We start from the raw sequence: 15,552 nt of genomic DNA on the forward strand, positions 1-15,552 counted from the left end.
GATGGAGGCGCATTATAGGGATCCGGTTTGAGAGCACAAGCCATTTTTTCGATCTTTCCATTCGGTTGCTGGATTTTCACTCTTTACGTTGAGATCTCAGACGATCCGCACAAAATTACCGCATCTTTCATCGCAGATATTGATCGCTGCTCCCCTCCAGCACTACGCTTCAGGGATCATGTCTCATAAAGAGGTAGTTATGTCCGTGAATTTACGTCCTTATAAAAATACATATCCGCAGCAAGGTCTGCGGGTGATGGTTGATAGTTCCAGCGTGGTGGTAGGCGATGTCCGGTTAGATGATGACGTCAGCATCTGGCCCCTGGTCGCCATTCGCGGTGATGTGAACCAGGTAATCATTGGCAAGCGCAGCAATATCCAGGATGGAAGCGTTCTTCACGTGACCCACAAATCGGCGGCTAACCCCGAAGGAAATCCGCTAATTGTGGGAGAGGACGTGACAGTAGGACATAAAGCCATGCTCCACGGTTGCAGGATCGGCAATCGCGTGCTGGTCGGTATGGGATCAATTCTGCTGGATGGCGTAATCGTAGAAGATGATGTGATGATTGGTGCCGGTAGCCTGGTTCCACCGGGCAAACGCCTGACAAGCGGCTACCTCTATTTAGGCAGCCCGGTTAAACAGGTACGCCCGCTGACAGAAGAAGAAATAAGCGGTCTGCTCTACTCGTCCAACAACTATGTCGGCTGGAAGAACGACTATCTGGCTCAGGAAAGCCAGAACCGCCCCTGATCGTCTTCCTGACCTGCTTTAATCACTGCTTCAGCTTCCTCTTCCAGATCCCAGCGATGCTGGCGGAAAAGATCCAGCATTGTTCCTTCTCCCCCAAAACGGCGAATCAATGATTCGCCGCTGACAGCACAGGTAACCTGAAAACCGTTTACCAGCGCAGGGAAACAGACCGCCCCGACCGCCTCTCCCCACTCTTCCCGATCGGGGAACTGAATCGCCTGATTCACGCGCTGAGTTCCGACTTCAGGATCGCTATCACCGGGGTGATATCAGGAAGTTGACCATGCCATAAAGAGAAAGAGTGGGCGGCCTGCCCCACCAGCATCCCCAGACCATCAGCAAACTGGGTTGCGCCTTGCTGCCTGCACCAACTGAGGAACGGTGTTGGACCGGCCTGATAAAACATATCGTAGCAACGGGAATGCTGGCCGATAAGTGTTGCAGGCAACGCTGGTATATCCCCGCCCACACCGCTGGATGTCGCATTGATGATCAAATCAAAGTGCTCTCCCTCCAACTGATCCATAGCGCAGGCATGGATCCCTCCGGCATGCTGAAAAACATCCGCCAGTAACTGGGCCTTATGGAGGGTTCGGTTGGTGATCGTCAGGGAACAGCCGAAAGAAAGTAATGGCAGGATCACACCGCGCGCTGCGCCACCAGCTCCTACAAGCAGGATCCGATCGCTTGATTTGATCAACTTCAGTCTCTCAAGATCCGTCAGCAAGCCAATTCCATCGGTGTTATCCCCCAGCAGGCGGCCATCTTCCAGCTTCTTCAGTGTATTTACTGCGCCAGCCATTGATGCCCGTTGAGTCAGTTCGTCGACCAGCTCCCAGGCTTGTTCTTTAAAAGGCAGAGTTACATTGGCACCGCCACCGCCCTGAGCGAAAAACCCGGCAACAGACCGGGCAAAAGCGTCAACCGGTGCACAGATTCGATCATAAGGATGAGCGATCCCCATCTGCTCAGCAAACAACTGATGGATGCGTGGCGATTTACTGTGGCCGATCGGATTACCGAACACCGCAAATTGTTGAGTCATTATGGTTATCCCTGACGGATGAGTTCGCCGGTTAAAGCATCGCGAATTTCAGACGGATTGATCCGCCCTCCTGTCTCTGCCAGCAAAACAGGGAAAGCTTCCCCAAACTGCTGGTGAACTTCTGTCGCGGTCCGGCAGGGAGGTAACGTAGTCAGATTAGCGCTGGTTGAAACCAGCGGCTTATTGACGGCCTGACAGAGTTGCCGGACATCAGGATGATCGCTGACCCGGACCGCCAGAGAATTAAACTGCCCGGTCAGCCAGCGGGGAGTGGTTGCACAAGCGGGCACTACCCAGGTCACCGGCCCCGGCCAGCAGCCAAACATGCGCTCTTTTTGCTGCTCAGAAAGCAGAGCATCGTCGAGATAGGGCTGCAGCTGCTGATAATCGGCGGCAATCAGGATCAACCCTTTCTCCACCGGGCGCTGCTTTAATGCCAGCAGTGCCATCACGGCTGATTCATTATCAGGATCGCATCCCAGACCAAAAACAGCCTCAGTAGGATAGGCGATAACCCCCCCCTGCCTGACTTGCGCGACACAAAAATCCAGAGAACCTGGTAAACACTCATTCTTCACTGCTGTTTCCTGATGTTACTGGCTTACCGCAGGCCTTGCTGGCGCAAAAACGCCTGGCTCCGCGCGCCGTTTTTTTCTCAATCAATAGGGGGAAATGGCAAAACTCACACTCACCCTCGATCGGCGTAAAATTGACAGCAAACTGGCAGTCTGGATAGCGATCGCAGGCGTGAAAATTTTTGCCATAGCGTGAACGACGCTGCACGAGTTTGCCCTGCTGACACTGTGGGCAAGCAAGCGTGGTTTCATCCGGCTTGTCGATCAGCTCCGTATGTTCACAGTCGGGGTAATTACTGCAGGCGATAAACATCCCATACCGCCCCTGGCGCAGAACCAACTCAGCCTGGCATTCAGGACAGTGCTGGCCTTCCAGGATCTTAACGATATGGCCATCGGACTGATTTTTAAGCGGCCGAATGTAGTCACACTCGGGATAATTTGAGCATCCAAGAAAAGCGCCGTGTTTCCCGGAGCGAATAACCAATTCTGCCCCACATTGGGGGCAGGGTTCATTTTTTCGCACAGCGAAAAGCGCTGTTTTATTCATATGCTTTCATTACACGAAGGGATTCTTCAGTGCACTATTCCTTCATTGACGTCGAAAAGAAGCTCTTCCATTTGCTGGTAGGCGTTTTCACATCCGGGGATGTTGAACAGCACCATCAGCACGACCCATTTGAGATCTTCCAGATCAAACTCGAGGGTATCCAGAGCCATAATACGTTCGATGACCATTTCACGGGTTTCCAGATTCAGCACCTGAATTTGCTCCAGGAACAGAATAAAGCCCCGACAGTTAGCATCTAAACGCTGACTCTCTTCTTCGGTGTAGATACGCATAGACAGCGGATCGGTAGCCAGCAAGATCGGAGCGACAAGGCCGTCCTGATAATCTGCCAGTTTTTCCAACCAGTTCAACGCATTATAGATATCTTCACGATGAAAACCGGCATCGGTTAAGTCATCAGTCAATTTATCCTGATCAACCCGCATTTCTGCTTCGTTGTGGATATACGTTTCAAATAAGTACATTAGTACGTCGAACATGGCTTGCCCTCCTCAATCGGACATAGCCGCCGGGTACAGCTGCGATCCATCCTGCTAACTCCAACTCAAGCAGCTTAGCTACGATGGCTGGCACAGGTTGGCCGGCACGTTCAGCGACGACGTCAACAGGTGTAACCTCATCTCCTACGTTAGCCAACACCTCGGCAAATGGCAATGGAGTATTGCCCTGCGGGGCAGAATATATTGTTGATTTTTGCGAGGCGGGAAGCCATTTGAGGTCACTTTGCAACTGTTCAAGGATAGAATTGGGGTGTGCAGTTAATAAAGCCCCCTGCTGAATCAACCAGTGGGTTCCTTCACTGCCCGGGTTACCTATTGCGCCAGGCAAGGCATAGACATCGCGATTCTGCTCCAGTGCCAGTTTGGCCGTCACCAGCGAACCGCTCTTCAAGGCCGCTTCCACCACCAAAACGCCCATACTCAGGCCACTAATGATCCGGTTGCGATGTGGGAAATTCCCTGCCAGCGGCCGGGCCTGTAGGGCAAATTCAGAAATCACCGCGCCACCACTGGCAACGATCTCCTCTGCTAATGAACAGTGCCGCCGTGGATAGATATGGCCCAGTCCACTGCCTAAAACTGCCAGCGTTTTCCCCCCAACCTCCAGCGCTGCCCGATGTGCAATACCGTCGATGCCGGTCGCCAGGCCGCTGGTGATGGTTATTCCATTCAGGGCCAACGCTTGTGCGAAGAAGGTTCCCCAATTCCGACCATAGTGAGAACAATTTCTGCTGCCCACGATGGCAATTTGCGGCGTGAGCAACTGGTCGGGGTCGCCATCAACAAAAAGGAGAATGGGAAATTGGGAGATGCTTCTCAGCCGCTCCGGGTAGGACGGGCTGGCAAAAGTCAACAGATGATGTTGAGGGTGTTCAAGCCAAAGTAACGTCCGGGCAATAACTTCGCTATCACTCTGCAGGAAGGCTGTCGCCTGTTCCGGATTAAGCCCGACATATTTCAGCTCTTTCGCCCCCACGCGGTCCAATTGCTCCAGCGAGCTGACGATCTGCAAATAGTGCTGACTTTGTAATTTTTTTACCCCTGACAGGCGTAACCAAATCTCCGCTGGCGTCATCATACAATCCTTGTGGTGGCCCATGGCTAACGTAGCGGGAATGCTGTCAATCGCGGCCCGAAATGTCTACAATAAGAGGAATAAATATCTCATCCCTTGAACACAGATCTGGAAAGTTATGTCAGTTTTGCAGGTATTACATTTTCCTGACGAGCGCTTGCGCATCGTCGCGAAACCCGTAAAAGAAGTGAATGTCGGAATTCAGCGTATCGTCGATGATATGTTCGAAACCATGTACGCCGAAGAAGGTATCGGGCTGGCGGCAACGCAGGTCGATATTCATCAGCGCATTATCGTGATTGACGTTTCTGAAAATCGCGACGAACGCCTGGTTCTTATCAATCCGGAAATGCTCGAAAAAAGCGGTGAAACCGGTATTGAAGAAGGTTGTCTGTCTATTCCTGAGCAACGTGCGCTGGTTCCTCGCGCAGAGAAAGTTAAAATCCGCGCTATGGATCGCGAAGGCAACACTTACGAGCTGGAAGCCGATGGCCTGCTGGCTATTTGTATTCAGCACGAGATGGATCACCTGGTTGGTAAACTCTTTATTGATTACCTGTCGCCTATGAAACGTCAGCGCATTCGTCAGAAGCTGGAAAAACTCTATCGCCAGAATGCTCGGGACTGATGAGCCTCTAAATAAGGGAACAGCGTGTCCGACTTAAATATTATCTTTGCCGGCACCCCTGACTTTGCAGCGCGTCATCTGGACGCGCTGTTGTCATCCAGCCACAATGTGGTAGGGGTATTTACCCAGCCAGACCGGCCCGCCGGTCGCGGGAATAAGCTGACGGCAAGCCCGGTCAAGCAGTTGGCAGAACAGCACAACATCCCCGTTTTCCAGCCTAAATCTTTGCGTCCGGAAGAAAACCAGCAGCTGATTGCCAGTCTGAATGCCGATGTGATGGTGGTTGTCGCCTACGGGTTAATCCTCCCTGCGCCGGTGCTGGCTATGCCGCGCCTGGGCTGCATCAATGTGCATGGGTCCCTGCTGCCGAAATGGCGGGGTGCTGCACCTATCCAGCGTTCGCTCTGGGCGGGTGACAGCGAAACCGGCGTTACCATCATGCAGATGGATGTCGGTCTGGATACCGGCGACATGCTGCACAAACTGGCTTGCCCGATAGAACCGGAAGACACCAGCGCCTCTTTGTATAACAAACTGGCGGAGTTAGGACCGGCGGGCATGCTGGCTACGCTGGAGCAACTTGCGGCCGGGACGGCAAAGCCTGAAGTGCAGGATGAAGCGCTGGTCAGCTACGCGGAAAAACTCAGTAAAGAAGAAGCGAAGCTCGACTGGTCGCTTTCTGCTGCACAGCTTGAACGCTGCATCCGGGCATTTAATCCGTGGCCGGTCAGCTATTTCACTGTTGAAGATCAGCCGGTCAAGGTCTGGAAAGCCTCCGTCCAGCCCCATGTTGACAGCGAGCAAGGTGAAATCGTGCAGGCTGACAAGCGCGGTATTCAGGTGGCCACCGCAGATGGCGTGCTGGTGCTTGAAGAGCTACAGCCTGCAGGCAAAAAGGCCATGAAGGCCCAGGACCTGCTTAATTCCCGCCGTGACTGGTTCATCCCCGGCAATATTCTTACCTGATATTTTGCCCGGCGTAACGCCGGGTGACTTTTGACTTGCGATAGCTCAATGAAAAAAAATACCAACTTGCGCGCTCTGGCAGCCCAGACTATTGAGAAAGTGGTCGAACAGGGACAGTCGCTGAGCAACGTGCTGCCCGCGGCACAGAAACGCCTGGCGGATAAAGATTCCTCCCTGCTGCAGGAACTTTGTTATGGCGTTCTCCGCACGCTGCCCCAGCTGGAATGGATCATCAGCCAGCTGATGGAGCGGCCGATGACCGGCAAGCAGCGCTCGATCCATTTCCTGATTATGGTCGGCCTGTATCAGCTGATGTTCACCCGAATTCCAGCCCATGCCGCATTGGCAGAAACGGTGGAAGGTGCCGTTGCCCTTAAGCGCCCGCAGTTGAAAGGTTTAATCAACGGCGTACTGCGTCAGTTCCAGCGTAAGCAGGAAGAGTTAATGCAGGCAATGAACGAAGGCGACCAGAGACACCTGCATCCCAAATGGCTGCTTGAGCGCCTTAAGCGTGCCTGGCCAGAACAGTGGCAACACATTGTGGATGCCAACAACCAGCGCCCTCCAATGTGGCTGCGCGTCAATCGCCAACACCATACTCGCGATGCATGGATGGAACTGCTTGAAGCAGAGGGGAAAAACGCAGAACCCCACCCGGTCCACCCTGATGCTCTGAGGCTGGAAGTTCCCTGCGCGGTCACTCAGCTTCCAGGTTTCGATCAGGGCTGGGTGACGGTGCAGGATGCCTCTGCCCAGGGCTGCGTGGCTCTGCTCTCTCCACAGGATAACGAATTGATCCTCGACTTATGTGCTGCTCCCGGTGGGAAAACAACTCACATCCTTGAAGCTGCACCTAAGGCACGTGTGATGGCAGTTGATATTGATGCTCAGCGCCTGTCGCGAATCAGCGAAAATCTTCAGCGCCTGAACATGAGTGCAGAAGTCAAATTGGGCGATGGCACTACTCCTGAGAAATGGTGTGGTGACACTCAGTTTGACCGTATTCTGCTGGATGCCCCCTGCTCCGCAACGGGGGTGATTCGTCGCCACCCTGATATTAAATGGCTGCGCCGCGACCGTGATATTGCCGAACTTGCAGCGCTTCAGCAGCAGATCCTCGAGGCTATCTGGCCACACCTTAAGCCGGGCGGCACGCTGCTGTATGCCACATGCTCAATTCTGCCGGAAGAGAACCATCTGCAGATTGCTGCTTTCCTACAGCGCCATGGTGATGCGAATCTGCAGGAAACAGGCAACGCCGTAAAACCAGGCCTGCAGGTCTTCCCCGATCCGGAAGGCGGCGATGGTTTCTATTACGCGAAACTGGTAAAAAAATAGATGCTCAGGCCAGTCTTCCGGCCTTTTCTGAACCCTTAAAGCAGGCTGCCGATGAAAATAATCATTCTTGGCGCTGGCCAGGTGGGCGGCACGCTTGCCGAAAACCTGGTTGGTGAAAACAACGACATTACCGTAGTCGACACGAATGCTATTCGTCTGCGTCAGTTGCAGGACAAATTCGATTTGCGCGTGGTACAGGGACATGGTTCACACCCGCGTGTGCTACGGGAAGCCGGTGCAGAAGATGCGGATATGCTGGTCGCGGTCACCAATTCCGATGAAACCAACATGGTGGCATGCCAGGTTGCCTATTCCTTATTCAATACACCGAACCGCATTGCCCGTATCCGTGCTCCCGACTATATCCGCGATGCGGAAAAACTGTTTATCCCTGAAGCCGTACCGATTGACCATCTGATCTCCCCTGAGCAGCTGGTTATCGATAACATTTATCGCCTGATCGAATATCCTGGTGCGCTGCAGGTCGTTAATTTTGCTGAAGGTAAAGTCAGCCTCGCGGTAGTAAAGGCCTATTATGGCGGCCCACTGGTGGGTAATGCCCTGTCGGTCATGCGCGAGCATATGCCGCATATTGATACCCGCGTCGCCGCCATATTCCGTCAGGATCGTCCGATACGCCCGCAAGGATCGACCATTGTTGAAGCTGGCGATGAAGTGTTCTTTATTGCGGCCAGCCAGCATATCAGGGCCGTCATGAGTGAATACCAGCGTCTTGAGAGACCTTACAAACGCATCATGATTGTCGGCGGAGGCAATATTGGTTCCGGCCTTGCGCAGCAGCTGGAAAAAAACTACAGCGTGAAGCTAATCGAGCGCGATCAACAACGTGCCGCCGAGCTGGCAGAAGTGCTGCAGAATACCATTGTATTTTACGGCGATGCCTCGGATCAGGAGTTGCTGGCGGAGGAGCATATCGATCAAATCGATCTGTTTATTGCCATCACCAACGATGATGAAGCCAACATCATGTCAGCCATGCTGGCCAAGAAGATGGGGGCCAAGAAGGTGATGGTATTGATCCAGCGTAAAGCCTATGTTGACCTTGTTCAGGGCAGCGTGATTGATATCGCTATTTCGCCGCAGCAGGCCACCATTTCTGCCCTGCTGGGCCACGTCCGTAAGGCTGATATTGTTGGCGTATCTTCTCTGCGTCGCGGAGTGGCAGAAGCCATTGAGGCCATTGCTCATGGTGATGAAACAACCTCCCGCGTGGTGGGCAGGCAGATTGATGATATCAAACTACCGCCAGGCACAATTATCGGTGCAGTAGTGCGCGGTGATGATGTCATGATCGCCAATGATAACCTGCGCATTGAGCAGGGAGATCACGTCATCATGTTCCTGACGGATAAAAAATTCGTTCCCGATGTTGAACGCCTGTTCCAGCCGAGTCCTTTCTTCCTTTAATTAGCCATGGGCGGCCTTTACACGCCCATGACTTTACCCCCCGATAATTTGAATTATTCCGCAAACCCAATGGAAAAAAACCGATCGTTTGTTAAACTTAGCAATTGGCACAGGAAAGGAGATAACAATGAGTTTATTCAAAGAGTTTCGCGATTTCGCGATGCGCGGCAATGTTGTCGACCTGGCGGTCGGTGTCATTATCGGGGCAGCATTCGGTAAAATCGTGTCTTCCCTGGTGGCAAATATTATTATGCCACCCCTGGGATTATTGATCGGGGGCGTAGACTTTAAATCTTTCAGTTGGGTACTTAAACCAGCTGAAGGTACCACTCCGGCAGTGGTAATGCAGTATGGTGTATTTATTCAGACCATTTTTGACTTTGTTATCGTGGCCTTCGCCATCTTCATGGCGATCAAACTGATGAACAAGCTTTATCAGAAAAAAGAAGTAGAAAAACCCGCGCCAAAACCCACTGCCGAAGAGACTTTGTTGACCGAAATCCGCGATCTGCTAAAACAGCAGAACGGCCAACCTTAATCAATCTCTTCAGAACTGATACAGAAAACCGCCCCGGAGGCGGTTTTTTTTATGCTATTAAAAGAAGAAGGCCAGTGGTAAAGCTGTCTTTACCACTGGCCTCCAGGTTGCCTTTCTTAGCGTGTTTATCTTTCCGTCGGTAGCTGCCCTTACCTTTTACATTCGCTTCGATCCTGACTTTGAACAGCGGATCGTGCAACAATGCTTCGATCGCATTATCCCGGATAATGCCTTTCTTGTGTTGGTAACCTGACATGATAGCTTCCTGTGGTTGATGGTCGCGATGAATATAGAACTGAAACTGCCAAAGATCAATCTGCTGCCGGGGCAAGGGCTCCTTTTTCCAGAGCTTCAAGAATGGAACAGTAAACGCTGCTGTGAGCAGTGCCACAACAGGCATCATTCAGCCTGCGTAGCGAACGCTGCATATGCTGCAATTCAGCAATCATGCCTTCCACTTCAAGCAGCCGCTCCTGAACAATCGTTTTAGATTCCTGACAGGTGTGATGTTCCGGATCGACCCGTATCGACAGCAGTTCACGAATAGCCTCAAGGCTGAAGCCAAGCTGTCTGCCATAACGGATAAATTTAAGTCGCTGCAGATCGTTGTCGCTGTAAAGACGAAAGCCACCTTCAGTACGGATCTCATGATCCATCATCTGCTGCTTTTCATAATAGCGGATGGTATCAGGCGTGACGTCTGCAAGTTTAGCAAGCTGGCCAATTTTATACATTACTCTTCTCCGCTGAAGCGCTGGTGCAGGCGAGAAGCATATCCACCCTGCAGAAAATCGGTGCTCATTCCGGCCTGTCGTAGCTTAATCGTCAGCAGGGTAAGACGCTTTGACTGCACAGCATACTGTTCATCCTGCGGACCAACACCGGCCAGCAGCTCGTTCAGCTCAATAGCTTCGCGCCGCATCTCCAGTTCAGGGGGAAGAAAGCCAGAGTTTTTCATTAACCTGTAGGCGGCACGCAGCTCCTCTGGAACATGACTGTCATCATCCAGCTTAAGCTTTTTTCCGCTGCCGGGCAGGTTGTCGAACTCACCGTTTTTCTGCGCTTCGAAAATATGCTGTTCTACCAGTTGGTCAATTAACCACATAGCAACCTCACGGAAGGGACGGGAGAAAACAGGATAGCGCGAAGAGGAGGAGAGGGGAATTTCAGAGATAAAAAAACCGGGCAGAGCCCGGTTTTTCCAAAGTGCAACAGATTACTCTGCTGCAGCTTCTGCTTGAGCTTCTGGACGATCAACCAGCTCGATGTAAGCCATCGGAGCGTTGTCACCAGCGCGGAAGCCACACTTCAAAATGCGAGTGTAACCACCGGCACGGCTCGCGAAACGCGGGCCCAGCTCGTTAAACAGTTTTGCCACGATCTCGTTATCACGAGTACGGGCGAATGCCAGACGACGATTAGCTACGCTGTCGGTCTTGGCAAGAGTAATCAGCGGCTCAACTACACGACGCAGCTCTTTCGCTTTTGGCAGGGTCGTCTTGATGATCTCATGACGAACCAAAGAGCCAGCCATGTTGCGGAACATAGCCTGACGATGGCTGCTGTTGCGGTTCAGTTGACGACCACTCTTACGATGGCGCATGACCTTATCCTTCTCAGTGAAACCTTAACCTGTGATCGGGTTATTCATCAGCGATGCTAGCGGGCGGCCAGTTTTCCAGGCGCATGCCCAGAGACAGACCACGAGAAGCCAGCACGTCTTTAATCTCGGTAAGAGATTTTTTACCAAGGTTAGGCGTTTTAAGCAGCTCAACCTCGGTACGCTGTACCAGATCACCGATGTAGTGGATAGCTTCTGCCTTAAGGCAGTTAGCAGAGCGGACAGTCAATTCCAGATCGTCAACAGGGCGCAGCAGGATCGGATCGAATTCTGGTTTCTCTTCTTTCACTTCCGGCTGACGTACATCACGTAAGTCAACGAAAGCTTCCAGTTGTTCTGCCAGGATAGTAGCCGCACGGCGGATCGCTTCTTCAGGATCGATAGTGCCGTTGGTTTCCATTTCGATGACCAGCTTGTCCAGGTCGGTACGCTGTTCTACACGCGCTGCTTCAACATTGTAGGCAATACGCTCTACAGGGCTGTAACAGGCGTCGACCAACAGACGACCGATCGGGCGCTCATCTTCTTCCGAATGAATTCGGGCAGAAGCCGGCACATAACCACGACCTCGCTGAACTTTGATACGCATGCTGATAGCCGCGTTCTCATCGGTCAGGTGGCAGATCACGTGCTGCGGCTTGACGATTTCGACATCACCATCATGGGTGATATCGGCTGCAGTCACAGGGCCAATGCCAGATTTATTCAGAGTAAGAATAACTTCGTCTTTCCCCTGAACTCTTACCGCCAGCCCTTTCAGGTTGAGCAGGATTTCCAGGATATCTTCCTGTACGCCCTCTTTGGTGCTGTACTCGTGCAGTACACCATCAATTTCAACCTCGGTCACCGCGCAACCCGGCATTGATGAAAGCAGAATACGGCGCAGTGCGTTACCAAGAGTATGGCCAAAGCCACGCTCTAAAGGCTCAAGGGTCACCTTGGCGTGCGTCGAACTCACTTGCTCGATATCTACCAGGCGCGGTTTTAGAAACTCTGTCACAGAACCCTGCATTGTGTCCTCTCTTTGGTACTAAGCTTTACTTGGAGTAAAGCTCGACGATCAGGTGTTCGTTAATGTCCGCAGACAGATCGGTACGTTCAGGAATACGTTTGAACACACCTTCCATCTTAGTTGCATCAACTTCCAGCCAGGTTGGCTTTTCACGCTGTTCAGCCAGCTCCAGAGCGGCTTTCACGCGAGACTGCTTTTTGGCTTTCTCACGGATGCTAACAACGTCATTCGGAGTTACCTGATAAGAAGCGATGCTAACAACGCGGCCATTTACCATGATGGATTTGTGGCTAACCAGCTGACGTGCTTCTGCACGAGTGGCACCAAAGCCCATACGATAAACTACGTTATCCAGACGACCTTCCAGCAGAGCTAACAGGTTTTCACCGGTGTTGCCTTTCAGACGTGCAGCTTCTTTATAATAGTTACGGAACTGACGCTCCAGCACGCCGTACATACGACGAACTTTTTGCTTTTCACGTAACTGTACGCCATAGTCAGACAGACGCGGTTTACGCGCACCGTGCTGGCCAGGAGCTTGTTCAATCTTACACTTGGTATCAATCGCGCGAACGCCAGACTTCAGGAAGAGGTCTGTACCTTCGCGACGGCTCAGCTTGAGCTTAGGACCCAAATATCTTGCCATTTTCTTTCTCCAACATTCCTAAAAAACGGGCGTTATACGCGACGTTTTTTCGGCGGACGACAACCGTTGTGAGGGATCGGAGTCACATCAGTAATATTCGTGATGCGGAAACCAGCAGCGTTCAGAGCACGAATCGTTGATTCGCGGCCTGGACCTGGACCCTTAACCATAACTTCCAGGTTCTTAATACCGTACTCTTTCACGGCGTCTGCGCAACGTTCTGCAGCAACCTGTGCAGCGAACGGCGTAGATTTACGAGAACCACGGAAACCGGAACCACCGGCTGTTGCCCAACCCAGCGCATTACCCTGACGATCGGTAATAGTTACGATGGTGTTGTTGAAAGACGCATGGACATGAGCCACGCCATCAGAGACTTGCTTTCTTACACGCTTACGTGCACGAACTGGTGCCTTTGCCATTATTCAATCACCCCGATTATTTCTTGATCGGTTTACGCGGACCCTTGCGGGTACGTGCGTTGGTCTTGGTACGCTGACCGCGCACTGGAAGACCACGACGATGACGTAAACCACGATAGCAGCCAAGGTCCATCAGACGCTTGATGCTCAGGGTGACTTCACGACGCAGATCGCCTTCAACAACAAACTTTGCAACTGCATCACGCAGAATGTCGATTTGTTCTTCAGACAGCTCACTGATCTTAACATTTTCAGCGATGCCCGTTGATGCACAGATAGCCTGTGAACGGGTTTTGCCGATACCGAAAATAGCAGTCAATGCAATTACGGTATGTTTATGATCAGGAATGTTAATGCCTGCTATACGGGCCACTATGCACTCCTATTTAATTACTTATGCGTCCCATGCCGAAAAGCCCGTTTTCAGGATACTCAAATGGAAACGCATAGACATACAAAAGATTGGCTGGCTAATCTAGCCAGCTCAACCCGACTTTGCAAGAAAAATATTAGCCCTGGCGCTGTTTATGCTTAGGCTCGGCGCTGCAAATCACACGTACGACACCATCACGACGGACGATTTTGCAGTTACGACATAATTTCTTGACGGAAGCACGAACTTTCATTTTTACTCTCCGTAACTTCTCAAGCGCCTGATTAACGGCCGTAGCCTTTCAGGTTTGCTTTCTTCAATGCAGACTCATATTGACTGGACATCATCAGAGTTTGCACTTGAGCCATAAAGTCCATGATGACAACGACTACGATCAGCAGTGAGGTACCGCCGAAGTAGAATGGAACTTTCATCGCATCACGCATGAACTCCGGGATCAGGCAAATAAAGGTAATGTATAGCGCACCAACTAAAGTCAGGCGGGTCATTACTTTATCGATATACTTCGCCGTCTGTTCTCCCGGACGAATACCTGGTACAAATGCACCAGACTTCTTCAGGTTATCTGCTGTTTCACGCGGGTTGAAGACCAACGCCGTGTAGAAGAAACAGAAGAAGATGATTGCAGTCGCATAGAGTAGCACATAAAGCGGTTGTCCGGGCTGCAAATACATTGAAATTGTAGTCAGCCAGTTCCAACCGGTACCGCCCCCGAACCATGACGCGATGGTCGCCGGGAACAGAATGATGCTGGAAGCAAAGATTGCTGGGATAACCCCGGCCATGTTCACTTTCAACGGTAAATGTGTGCTCTGCGCAGCATAGACACGACGGCCTTGCTGACGTTTCGCATAGTTCACCACAATGCGGCGTTGACCACGCTCAACGAAAACAACGAAGAAGGTCACTGCAAATACGAGAACTGCAACCAACAGTAACAGGAGGAAGTGCAGGTCGCCTTGCCGTGCTTGCTCGATAGTATGGCCAATGGCCGGCGGCAGACCCGCAACAATACCAGCGAAGATAATGATTGAGATACCGTTACCGATACCTCGCTCAGTAATCTGTTCACCCAGCCACATCAGGAACATGGTTCCGGTGACAAGGCTGACAACAGCGGTAAAGTAGAAGGCAAAGCCTGGATTTAACACCAGGCCCTGCATTCCAGGCATATTCGGTAAACCGGTAGCAATACCGATAGACTGAAAAATACCCAGTACCAGAGTACCGTAGCGGGTGTACTGGCTAATCTTACGACGGCCAGCCTCCCCTTCTTTCTTAATTTCTGCTAACGCTGGATGAACCACCGTCAGCAGCTGGATAATAATAGAGGCCGAAATGTACGGCATAATACCCAGGGCAAAGATAGAAGCACGGCTCAGTGCACCACCAGAGAACATGTTAAACATTTCAATGATGGTGCCACGCTGTTGCTCAAGCAGTTTGGCAAGTACAGTGGCATCGATACCAGGGATTGGAATAAAAGAACCAATGCGGAAAACAATCAGCGCACCAATAACAAACAAAAGTCTGCGTTTCAGTTCGCCAAAACCACCCTTGGCACTTTGAAAATCTAATCCCGGTTGCTTAGCCATCTGCTACTTATTCCTCAATTTTACCGCCAGCAGCTTCGATTGCAGCACGAGCGCCTTTAGTGACACGCAGACCGCGAACCGTTACCGGTGCAGAGACTTCGCCAGACAGAATAACTTTAGCGAATTCAATCTGAATACCGATAATGTTGGCTGCTTTCAGCGTGTTCAGGTCGACGATACCGCCTTCAACTTTCGCCAGGTCAGACAGACGCACTTCTGCGGTTACTGCTGCTTTGCGAGAGGTGAAACCGAATTTCGGCAGACGACGGTACAGAGGCATCTGACCACCTTCGAACCCGCGACGTACGCCACCGCCAGAACGAGAGTTCTGACCTTTGTGACCACGACCACCGGTTTTACCGAGGCCAGAACCGATACCACGACCCAGACGTTTAGTCGCGTGCTTAGACCCTTCGGCCGGAGACAGAGTATTTAAACGCATCT

At 51.8% G+C, this 15,552-nt stretch carries 23 protein-coding genes; 6 read left to right on the plus strand and 17 right to left on the minus strand.

Annotated elements, in window-relative coordinates; genetic code table 11:
- Window positions 1-199 precede the first annotated feature (199 nt).
- Window positions 200-754: a gamma carbonic anhydrase family protein gene (locus GSQ70_RS08750; protein WP_158782189.1), complete on the plus strand. Its 555-nt coding sequence runs from the start codon at window positions 200-202 to the stop codon at window positions 752-754.
- Here the strand turns inward: GSQ70_RS08750 and GSQ70_RS08755 are convergent.
- Genes GSQ70_RS08755 through dprA form a run of 6 tightly spaced genes read right to left on the minus strand, consistent with a single transcriptional unit; the run spans window position 730 to window position 4,520 of the window.
- Complete coding sequence (locus GSQ70_RS08755) at window positions 730-981, minus strand: DUF1488 domain-containing protein (RefSeq protein ID WP_158782190.1); 252 nt, start codon at window positions 979-981, stop codon at window positions 730-732. The two genes, GSQ70_RS08750 and GSQ70_RS08755, sit on opposite strands and share 25 nt — an antisense overlap.
- Window positions 978-1,799: a shikimate dehydrogenase gene (gene aroE / locus GSQ70_RS08760; RefSeq protein ID WP_158782191.1), complete on the minus strand. Its 822-nt coding sequence runs from the start codon at window positions 1,797-1,799 to the stop codon at window positions 978-980. The genes GSQ70_RS08755 and aroE overlap by 4 nt, the downstream gene beginning before the upstream one ends.
- A 5-nt stretch (window positions 1,800-1,804) precedes the next feature.
- The gene (gene tsaC, locus GSQ70_RS08765; RefSeq protein WP_158782192.1) at window positions 1,805-2,377 is read right to left on the minus strand and encodes an L-threonylcarbamoyladenylate synthase type 1 TsaC; all 573 of its coding nucleotides are present in this window, start codon (window positions 2,375-2,377) and stop codon (window positions 1,805-1,807) included.
- A complete protein-coding gene (locus GSQ70_RS08770; RefSeq protein WP_158782193.1) occupies window positions 2,367-2,924 on the minus strand; it encodes a type I DNA topoisomerase in 558 nt (185 codons plus the stop codon). Before GSQ70_RS08770 ends, tsaC begins: the two co-directional genes overlap by 11 nt.
- A 26-nt stretch (window positions 2,925-2,950) precedes the next feature.
- Window positions 2,951-3,424 (minus strand): DUF494 family protein Smg, encoded by a 474-nt coding sequence (gene smg / locus GSQ70_RS08775; RefSeq protein ID WP_158782194.1) that lies wholly within the window; start codon window positions 3,422-3,424, stop codon window positions 2,951-2,953.
- Complete coding sequence (dprA, locus tag GSQ70_RS08780; protein WP_158785266.1) at window positions 3,396-4,520, minus strand: DNA-protecting protein DprA; 1,125 nt, start codon at window positions 4,518-4,520, stop codon at window positions 3,396-3,398. Before dprA ends, smg begins: the two co-directional genes overlap by 29 nt.
- Window positions 4,521-4,638: 118 nt before the next feature.
- On the opposite strand from dprA, the gene def reads away from it, so the two are divergent.
- The 5 genes from def (at window position 4,639) to mscL (ending at window position 9,418) form a co-directional block, all read left to right on the plus strand.
- The gene (gene def, locus GSQ70_RS08785; RefSeq protein ID WP_158782195.1) at window positions 4,639-5,148 is read left to right on the plus strand and encodes a peptide deformylase; all 510 of its coding nucleotides are present in this window, start codon (window positions 4,639-4,641) and stop codon (window positions 5,146-5,148) included.
- Between the two features lie 24 nt (window positions 5,149-5,172).
- A complete protein-coding gene (gene fmt, locus GSQ70_RS08790; protein WP_158782196.1) occupies window positions 5,173-6,114 on the plus strand; it encodes a methionyl-tRNA formyltransferase in 942 nt (313 codons plus the stop codon).
- Window positions 6,115-6,162: 48 nt separating this feature from the next.
- Entirely contained in the window at window positions 6,163-7,452 is a 1,290-nt protein-coding gene (gene rsmB, locus GSQ70_RS08795) for a 16S rRNA (cytosine(967)-C(5))-methyltransferase RsmB (protein ID WP_158782197.1), read from the plus strand.
- A 51-nt stretch (window positions 7,453-7,503) separates the two neighbouring features.
- The gene (trkA, locus tag GSQ70_RS08800) at window positions 7,504-8,880 is read left to right on the plus strand and encodes a Trk system potassium transporter TrkA (protein ID WP_158782198.1); all 1,377 of its coding nucleotides are present in this window, start codon (window positions 7,504-7,506) and stop codon (window positions 8,878-8,880) included.
- 127 nt (window positions 8,881-9,007) lie between these two features.
- Window positions 9,008-9,418, plus strand: a complete 411-nt coding sequence (mscL, locus tag GSQ70_RS08805) for a large-conductance mechanosensitive channel protein MscL (protein WP_158782199.1) — start codon at window positions 9,008-9,010, stop codon at window positions 9,416-9,418.
- A gap of 49 nt (window positions 9,419-9,467) precedes the next feature.
- On the opposite strand, the gene GSQ70_RS08810 is transcribed toward mscL, so the two are convergent.
- The 11 genes from GSQ70_RS08810 to rplO all read right to left on the minus strand — a co-directional run bounded on the left by GSQ70_RS08810 (window position 9,468) and on the right by rplO (window position 15,550).
- Window positions 9,468-9,674 (minus strand): alternative ribosome-rescue factor A, encoded by a 207-nt coding sequence (locus GSQ70_RS08810; protein WP_158782200.1) that lies wholly within the window; start codon window positions 9,672-9,674, stop codon window positions 9,468-9,470.
- Between the two features lie 55 nt (window positions 9,675-9,729).
- Window positions 9,730-10,152: a Zn(2+)-responsive transcriptional regulator gene (gene zntR / locus GSQ70_RS08815; RefSeq protein ID WP_158782201.1), complete on the minus strand. Its 423-nt coding sequence runs from the start codon at window positions 10,150-10,152 to the stop codon at window positions 9,730-9,732.
- Window positions 10,152-10,523: a DUF1992 domain-containing protein gene (locus GSQ70_RS08820; protein WP_158782202.1), complete on the minus strand. Its 372-nt coding sequence runs from the start codon at window positions 10,521-10,523 to the stop codon at window positions 10,152-10,154. The genes zntR and GSQ70_RS08820 overlap by 1 nt, the downstream gene beginning before the upstream one ends.
- A gap of 111 nt (window positions 10,524-10,634) precedes the next feature.
- A complete protein-coding gene (rplQ, locus tag GSQ70_RS08825) occupies window positions 10,635-11,021 on the minus strand; it encodes a 50S ribosomal protein L17 (RefSeq protein WP_003850180.1) in 387 nt (128 codons plus the stop codon).
- Window positions 11,022-11,061: 40 nt separating this feature from the next.
- Window positions 11,062-12,051, minus strand: a complete 990-nt coding sequence (rpoA, locus tag GSQ70_RS08830) for a DNA-directed RNA polymerase subunit alpha (protein ID WP_002919219.1) — start codon at window positions 12,049-12,051, stop codon at window positions 11,062-11,064.
- A 25-nt stretch (window positions 12,052-12,076) separates the two neighbouring features.
- Complete coding sequence (gene rpsD / locus GSQ70_RS08835; protein ID WP_024966594.1) at window positions 12,077-12,697, minus strand: 30S ribosomal protein S4; 621 nt, start codon at window positions 12,695-12,697, stop codon at window positions 12,077-12,079.
- 32 nt (window positions 12,698-12,729) lie between these two features.
- On the minus strand, window positions 12,730-13,119 hold the full coding sequence (gene rpsK, locus GSQ70_RS08840) for a 30S ribosomal protein S11 (RefSeq protein WP_034899652.1): 390 nt from the start codon (window positions 13,117-13,119) through the stop codon (window positions 12,730-12,732).
- Between the two features lie 16 nt (window positions 13,120-13,135).
- Complete coding sequence (rpsM, locus tag GSQ70_RS08845) at window positions 13,136-13,492, minus strand: 30S ribosomal protein S13 (protein WP_048917626.1); 357 nt, start codon at window positions 13,490-13,492, stop codon at window positions 13,136-13,138.
- A gap of 136 nt (window positions 13,493-13,628) precedes the next feature.
- Window positions 13,629-13,745 carry a 50S ribosomal protein L36 gene (rpmJ, locus tag GSQ70_RS08850; RefSeq protein WP_020322760.1) on the minus strand — a complete coding sequence of 39 codons (117 nt, stop codon included), beginning with the start codon at window positions 13,743-13,745 and terminating at the stop codon, window positions 13,629-13,631.
- Window positions 13,746-13,776: 31 nt separating this feature from the next.
- The gene (gene secY, locus GSQ70_RS08855) at window positions 13,777-15,108 is read right to left on the minus strand and encodes a preprotein translocase subunit SecY (protein ID WP_124233601.1); all 1,332 of its coding nucleotides are present in this window, start codon (window positions 15,106-15,108) and stop codon (window positions 13,777-13,779) included.
- A 7-nt stretch (window positions 15,109-15,115) separates the two neighbouring features.
- Window positions 15,116-15,550 (minus strand): 50S ribosomal protein L15, encoded by a 435-nt coding sequence (gene rplO / locus GSQ70_RS08860; RefSeq protein WP_158782203.1) that lies wholly within the window; start codon window positions 15,548-15,550, stop codon window positions 15,116-15,118.
- Between the last annotated feature and the right edge of the window lie 2 nt (window positions 15,551-15,552).

It is taken from the genome of Pantoea sp. BAV 3049, from assembly GCF_009765445.1.
GTDB lineage: Bacteria > Pseudomonadota > Gammaproteobacteria > Enterobacterales > Enterobacteriaceae > Erwinia.

Coding starts and splice junctions, on each gene's coding strand:
- GSQ70_RS08750 (WP_158782189.1), top strand. CDS start 200: ATGTCCGTGAATTTACGTCCTTATAAAAATACATATCCGCAGCAAGGT.
- aroE (WP_158782191.1), bottom strand. CDS start 1,799: ATGACTCAACAATTTGCGGTGTTCGGTAATCCGATCGGCCACAGTAAA.
- GSQ70_RS08770 (WP_158782193.1), bottom strand. CDS start 2,924: ATGAATAAAACAGCGCTTTTCGCTGTGCGAAAAAATGAACCCTGCCCC.
- smg (WP_158782194.1), bottom strand. CDS start 3,424: ATGTTCGACGTACTAATGTACTTATTTGAAACGTATATCCACAACGAA.
- dprA (WP_158785266.1), bottom strand. CDS start 4,520: ATGACGCCAGCGGAGATTTGGTTACGCCTGTCAGGGGTAAAAAAATTA.
- def (WP_158782195.1), top strand. CDS start 4,639: ATGTCAGTTTTGCAGGTATTACATTTTCCTGACGAGCGCTTGCGCATC.
- rsmB (WP_158782197.1), top strand. CDS start 6,163: ATGAAAAAAAATACCAACTTGCGCGCTCTGGCAGCCCAGACTATTGAG.
- trkA (WP_158782198.1), top strand. CDS start 7,504: ATGAAAATAATCATTCTTGGCGCTGGCCAGGTGGGCGGCACGCTTGCC.
- mscL (WP_158782199.1), top strand. CDS start 9,008: ATGAGTTTATTCAAAGAGTTTCGCGATTTCGCGATGCGCGGCAATGTT.
- GSQ70_RS08810 (WP_158782200.1), bottom strand. CDS start 9,674: ATGTCAGGTTACCAACACAAGAAAGGCATTATCCGGGATAATGCGATC.
- zntR (WP_158782201.1), bottom strand. CDS start 10,152: ATGTATAAAATTGGCCAGCTTGCTAAACTTGCAGACGTCACGCCTGAT.
- GSQ70_RS08820 (WP_158782202.1), bottom strand. CDS start 10,523: ATGTGGTTAATTGACCAACTGGTAGAACAGCATATTTTCGAAGCGCAG.
- rplQ (WP_003850180.1), bottom strand. CDS start 11,021: ATGCGCCATCGTAAGAGTGGTCGTCAACTGAACCGCAACAGCAGCCAT.
- rpoA (WP_002919219.1), bottom strand. CDS start 12,051: ATGCAGGGTTCTGTGACAGAGTTTCTAAAACCGCGCCTGGTAGATATC.
- rpsD (WP_024966594.1), bottom strand. CDS start 12,697: ATGGCAAGATATTTGGGTCCTAAGCTCAAGCTGAGCCGTCGCGAAGGT.
- rpsK (WP_034899652.1), bottom strand. CDS start 13,119: ATGGCAAAGGCACCAGTTCGTGCACGTAAGCGTGTAAGAAAGCAAGTC.
- rpmJ (WP_020322760.1), bottom strand. CDS start 13,745: ATGAAAGTTCGTGCTTCCGTCAAGAAATTATGTCGTAACTGCAAAATC.
- secY (WP_124233601.1), bottom strand. CDS start 15,108: ATGGCTAAGCAACCGGGATTAGATTTTCAAAGTGCCAAGGGTGGTTTT.
- rplO (WP_158782203.1), bottom strand. CDS start 15,550: ATGCGTTTAAATACTCTGTCTCCGGCCGAAGGGTCTAAGCACGCGACT.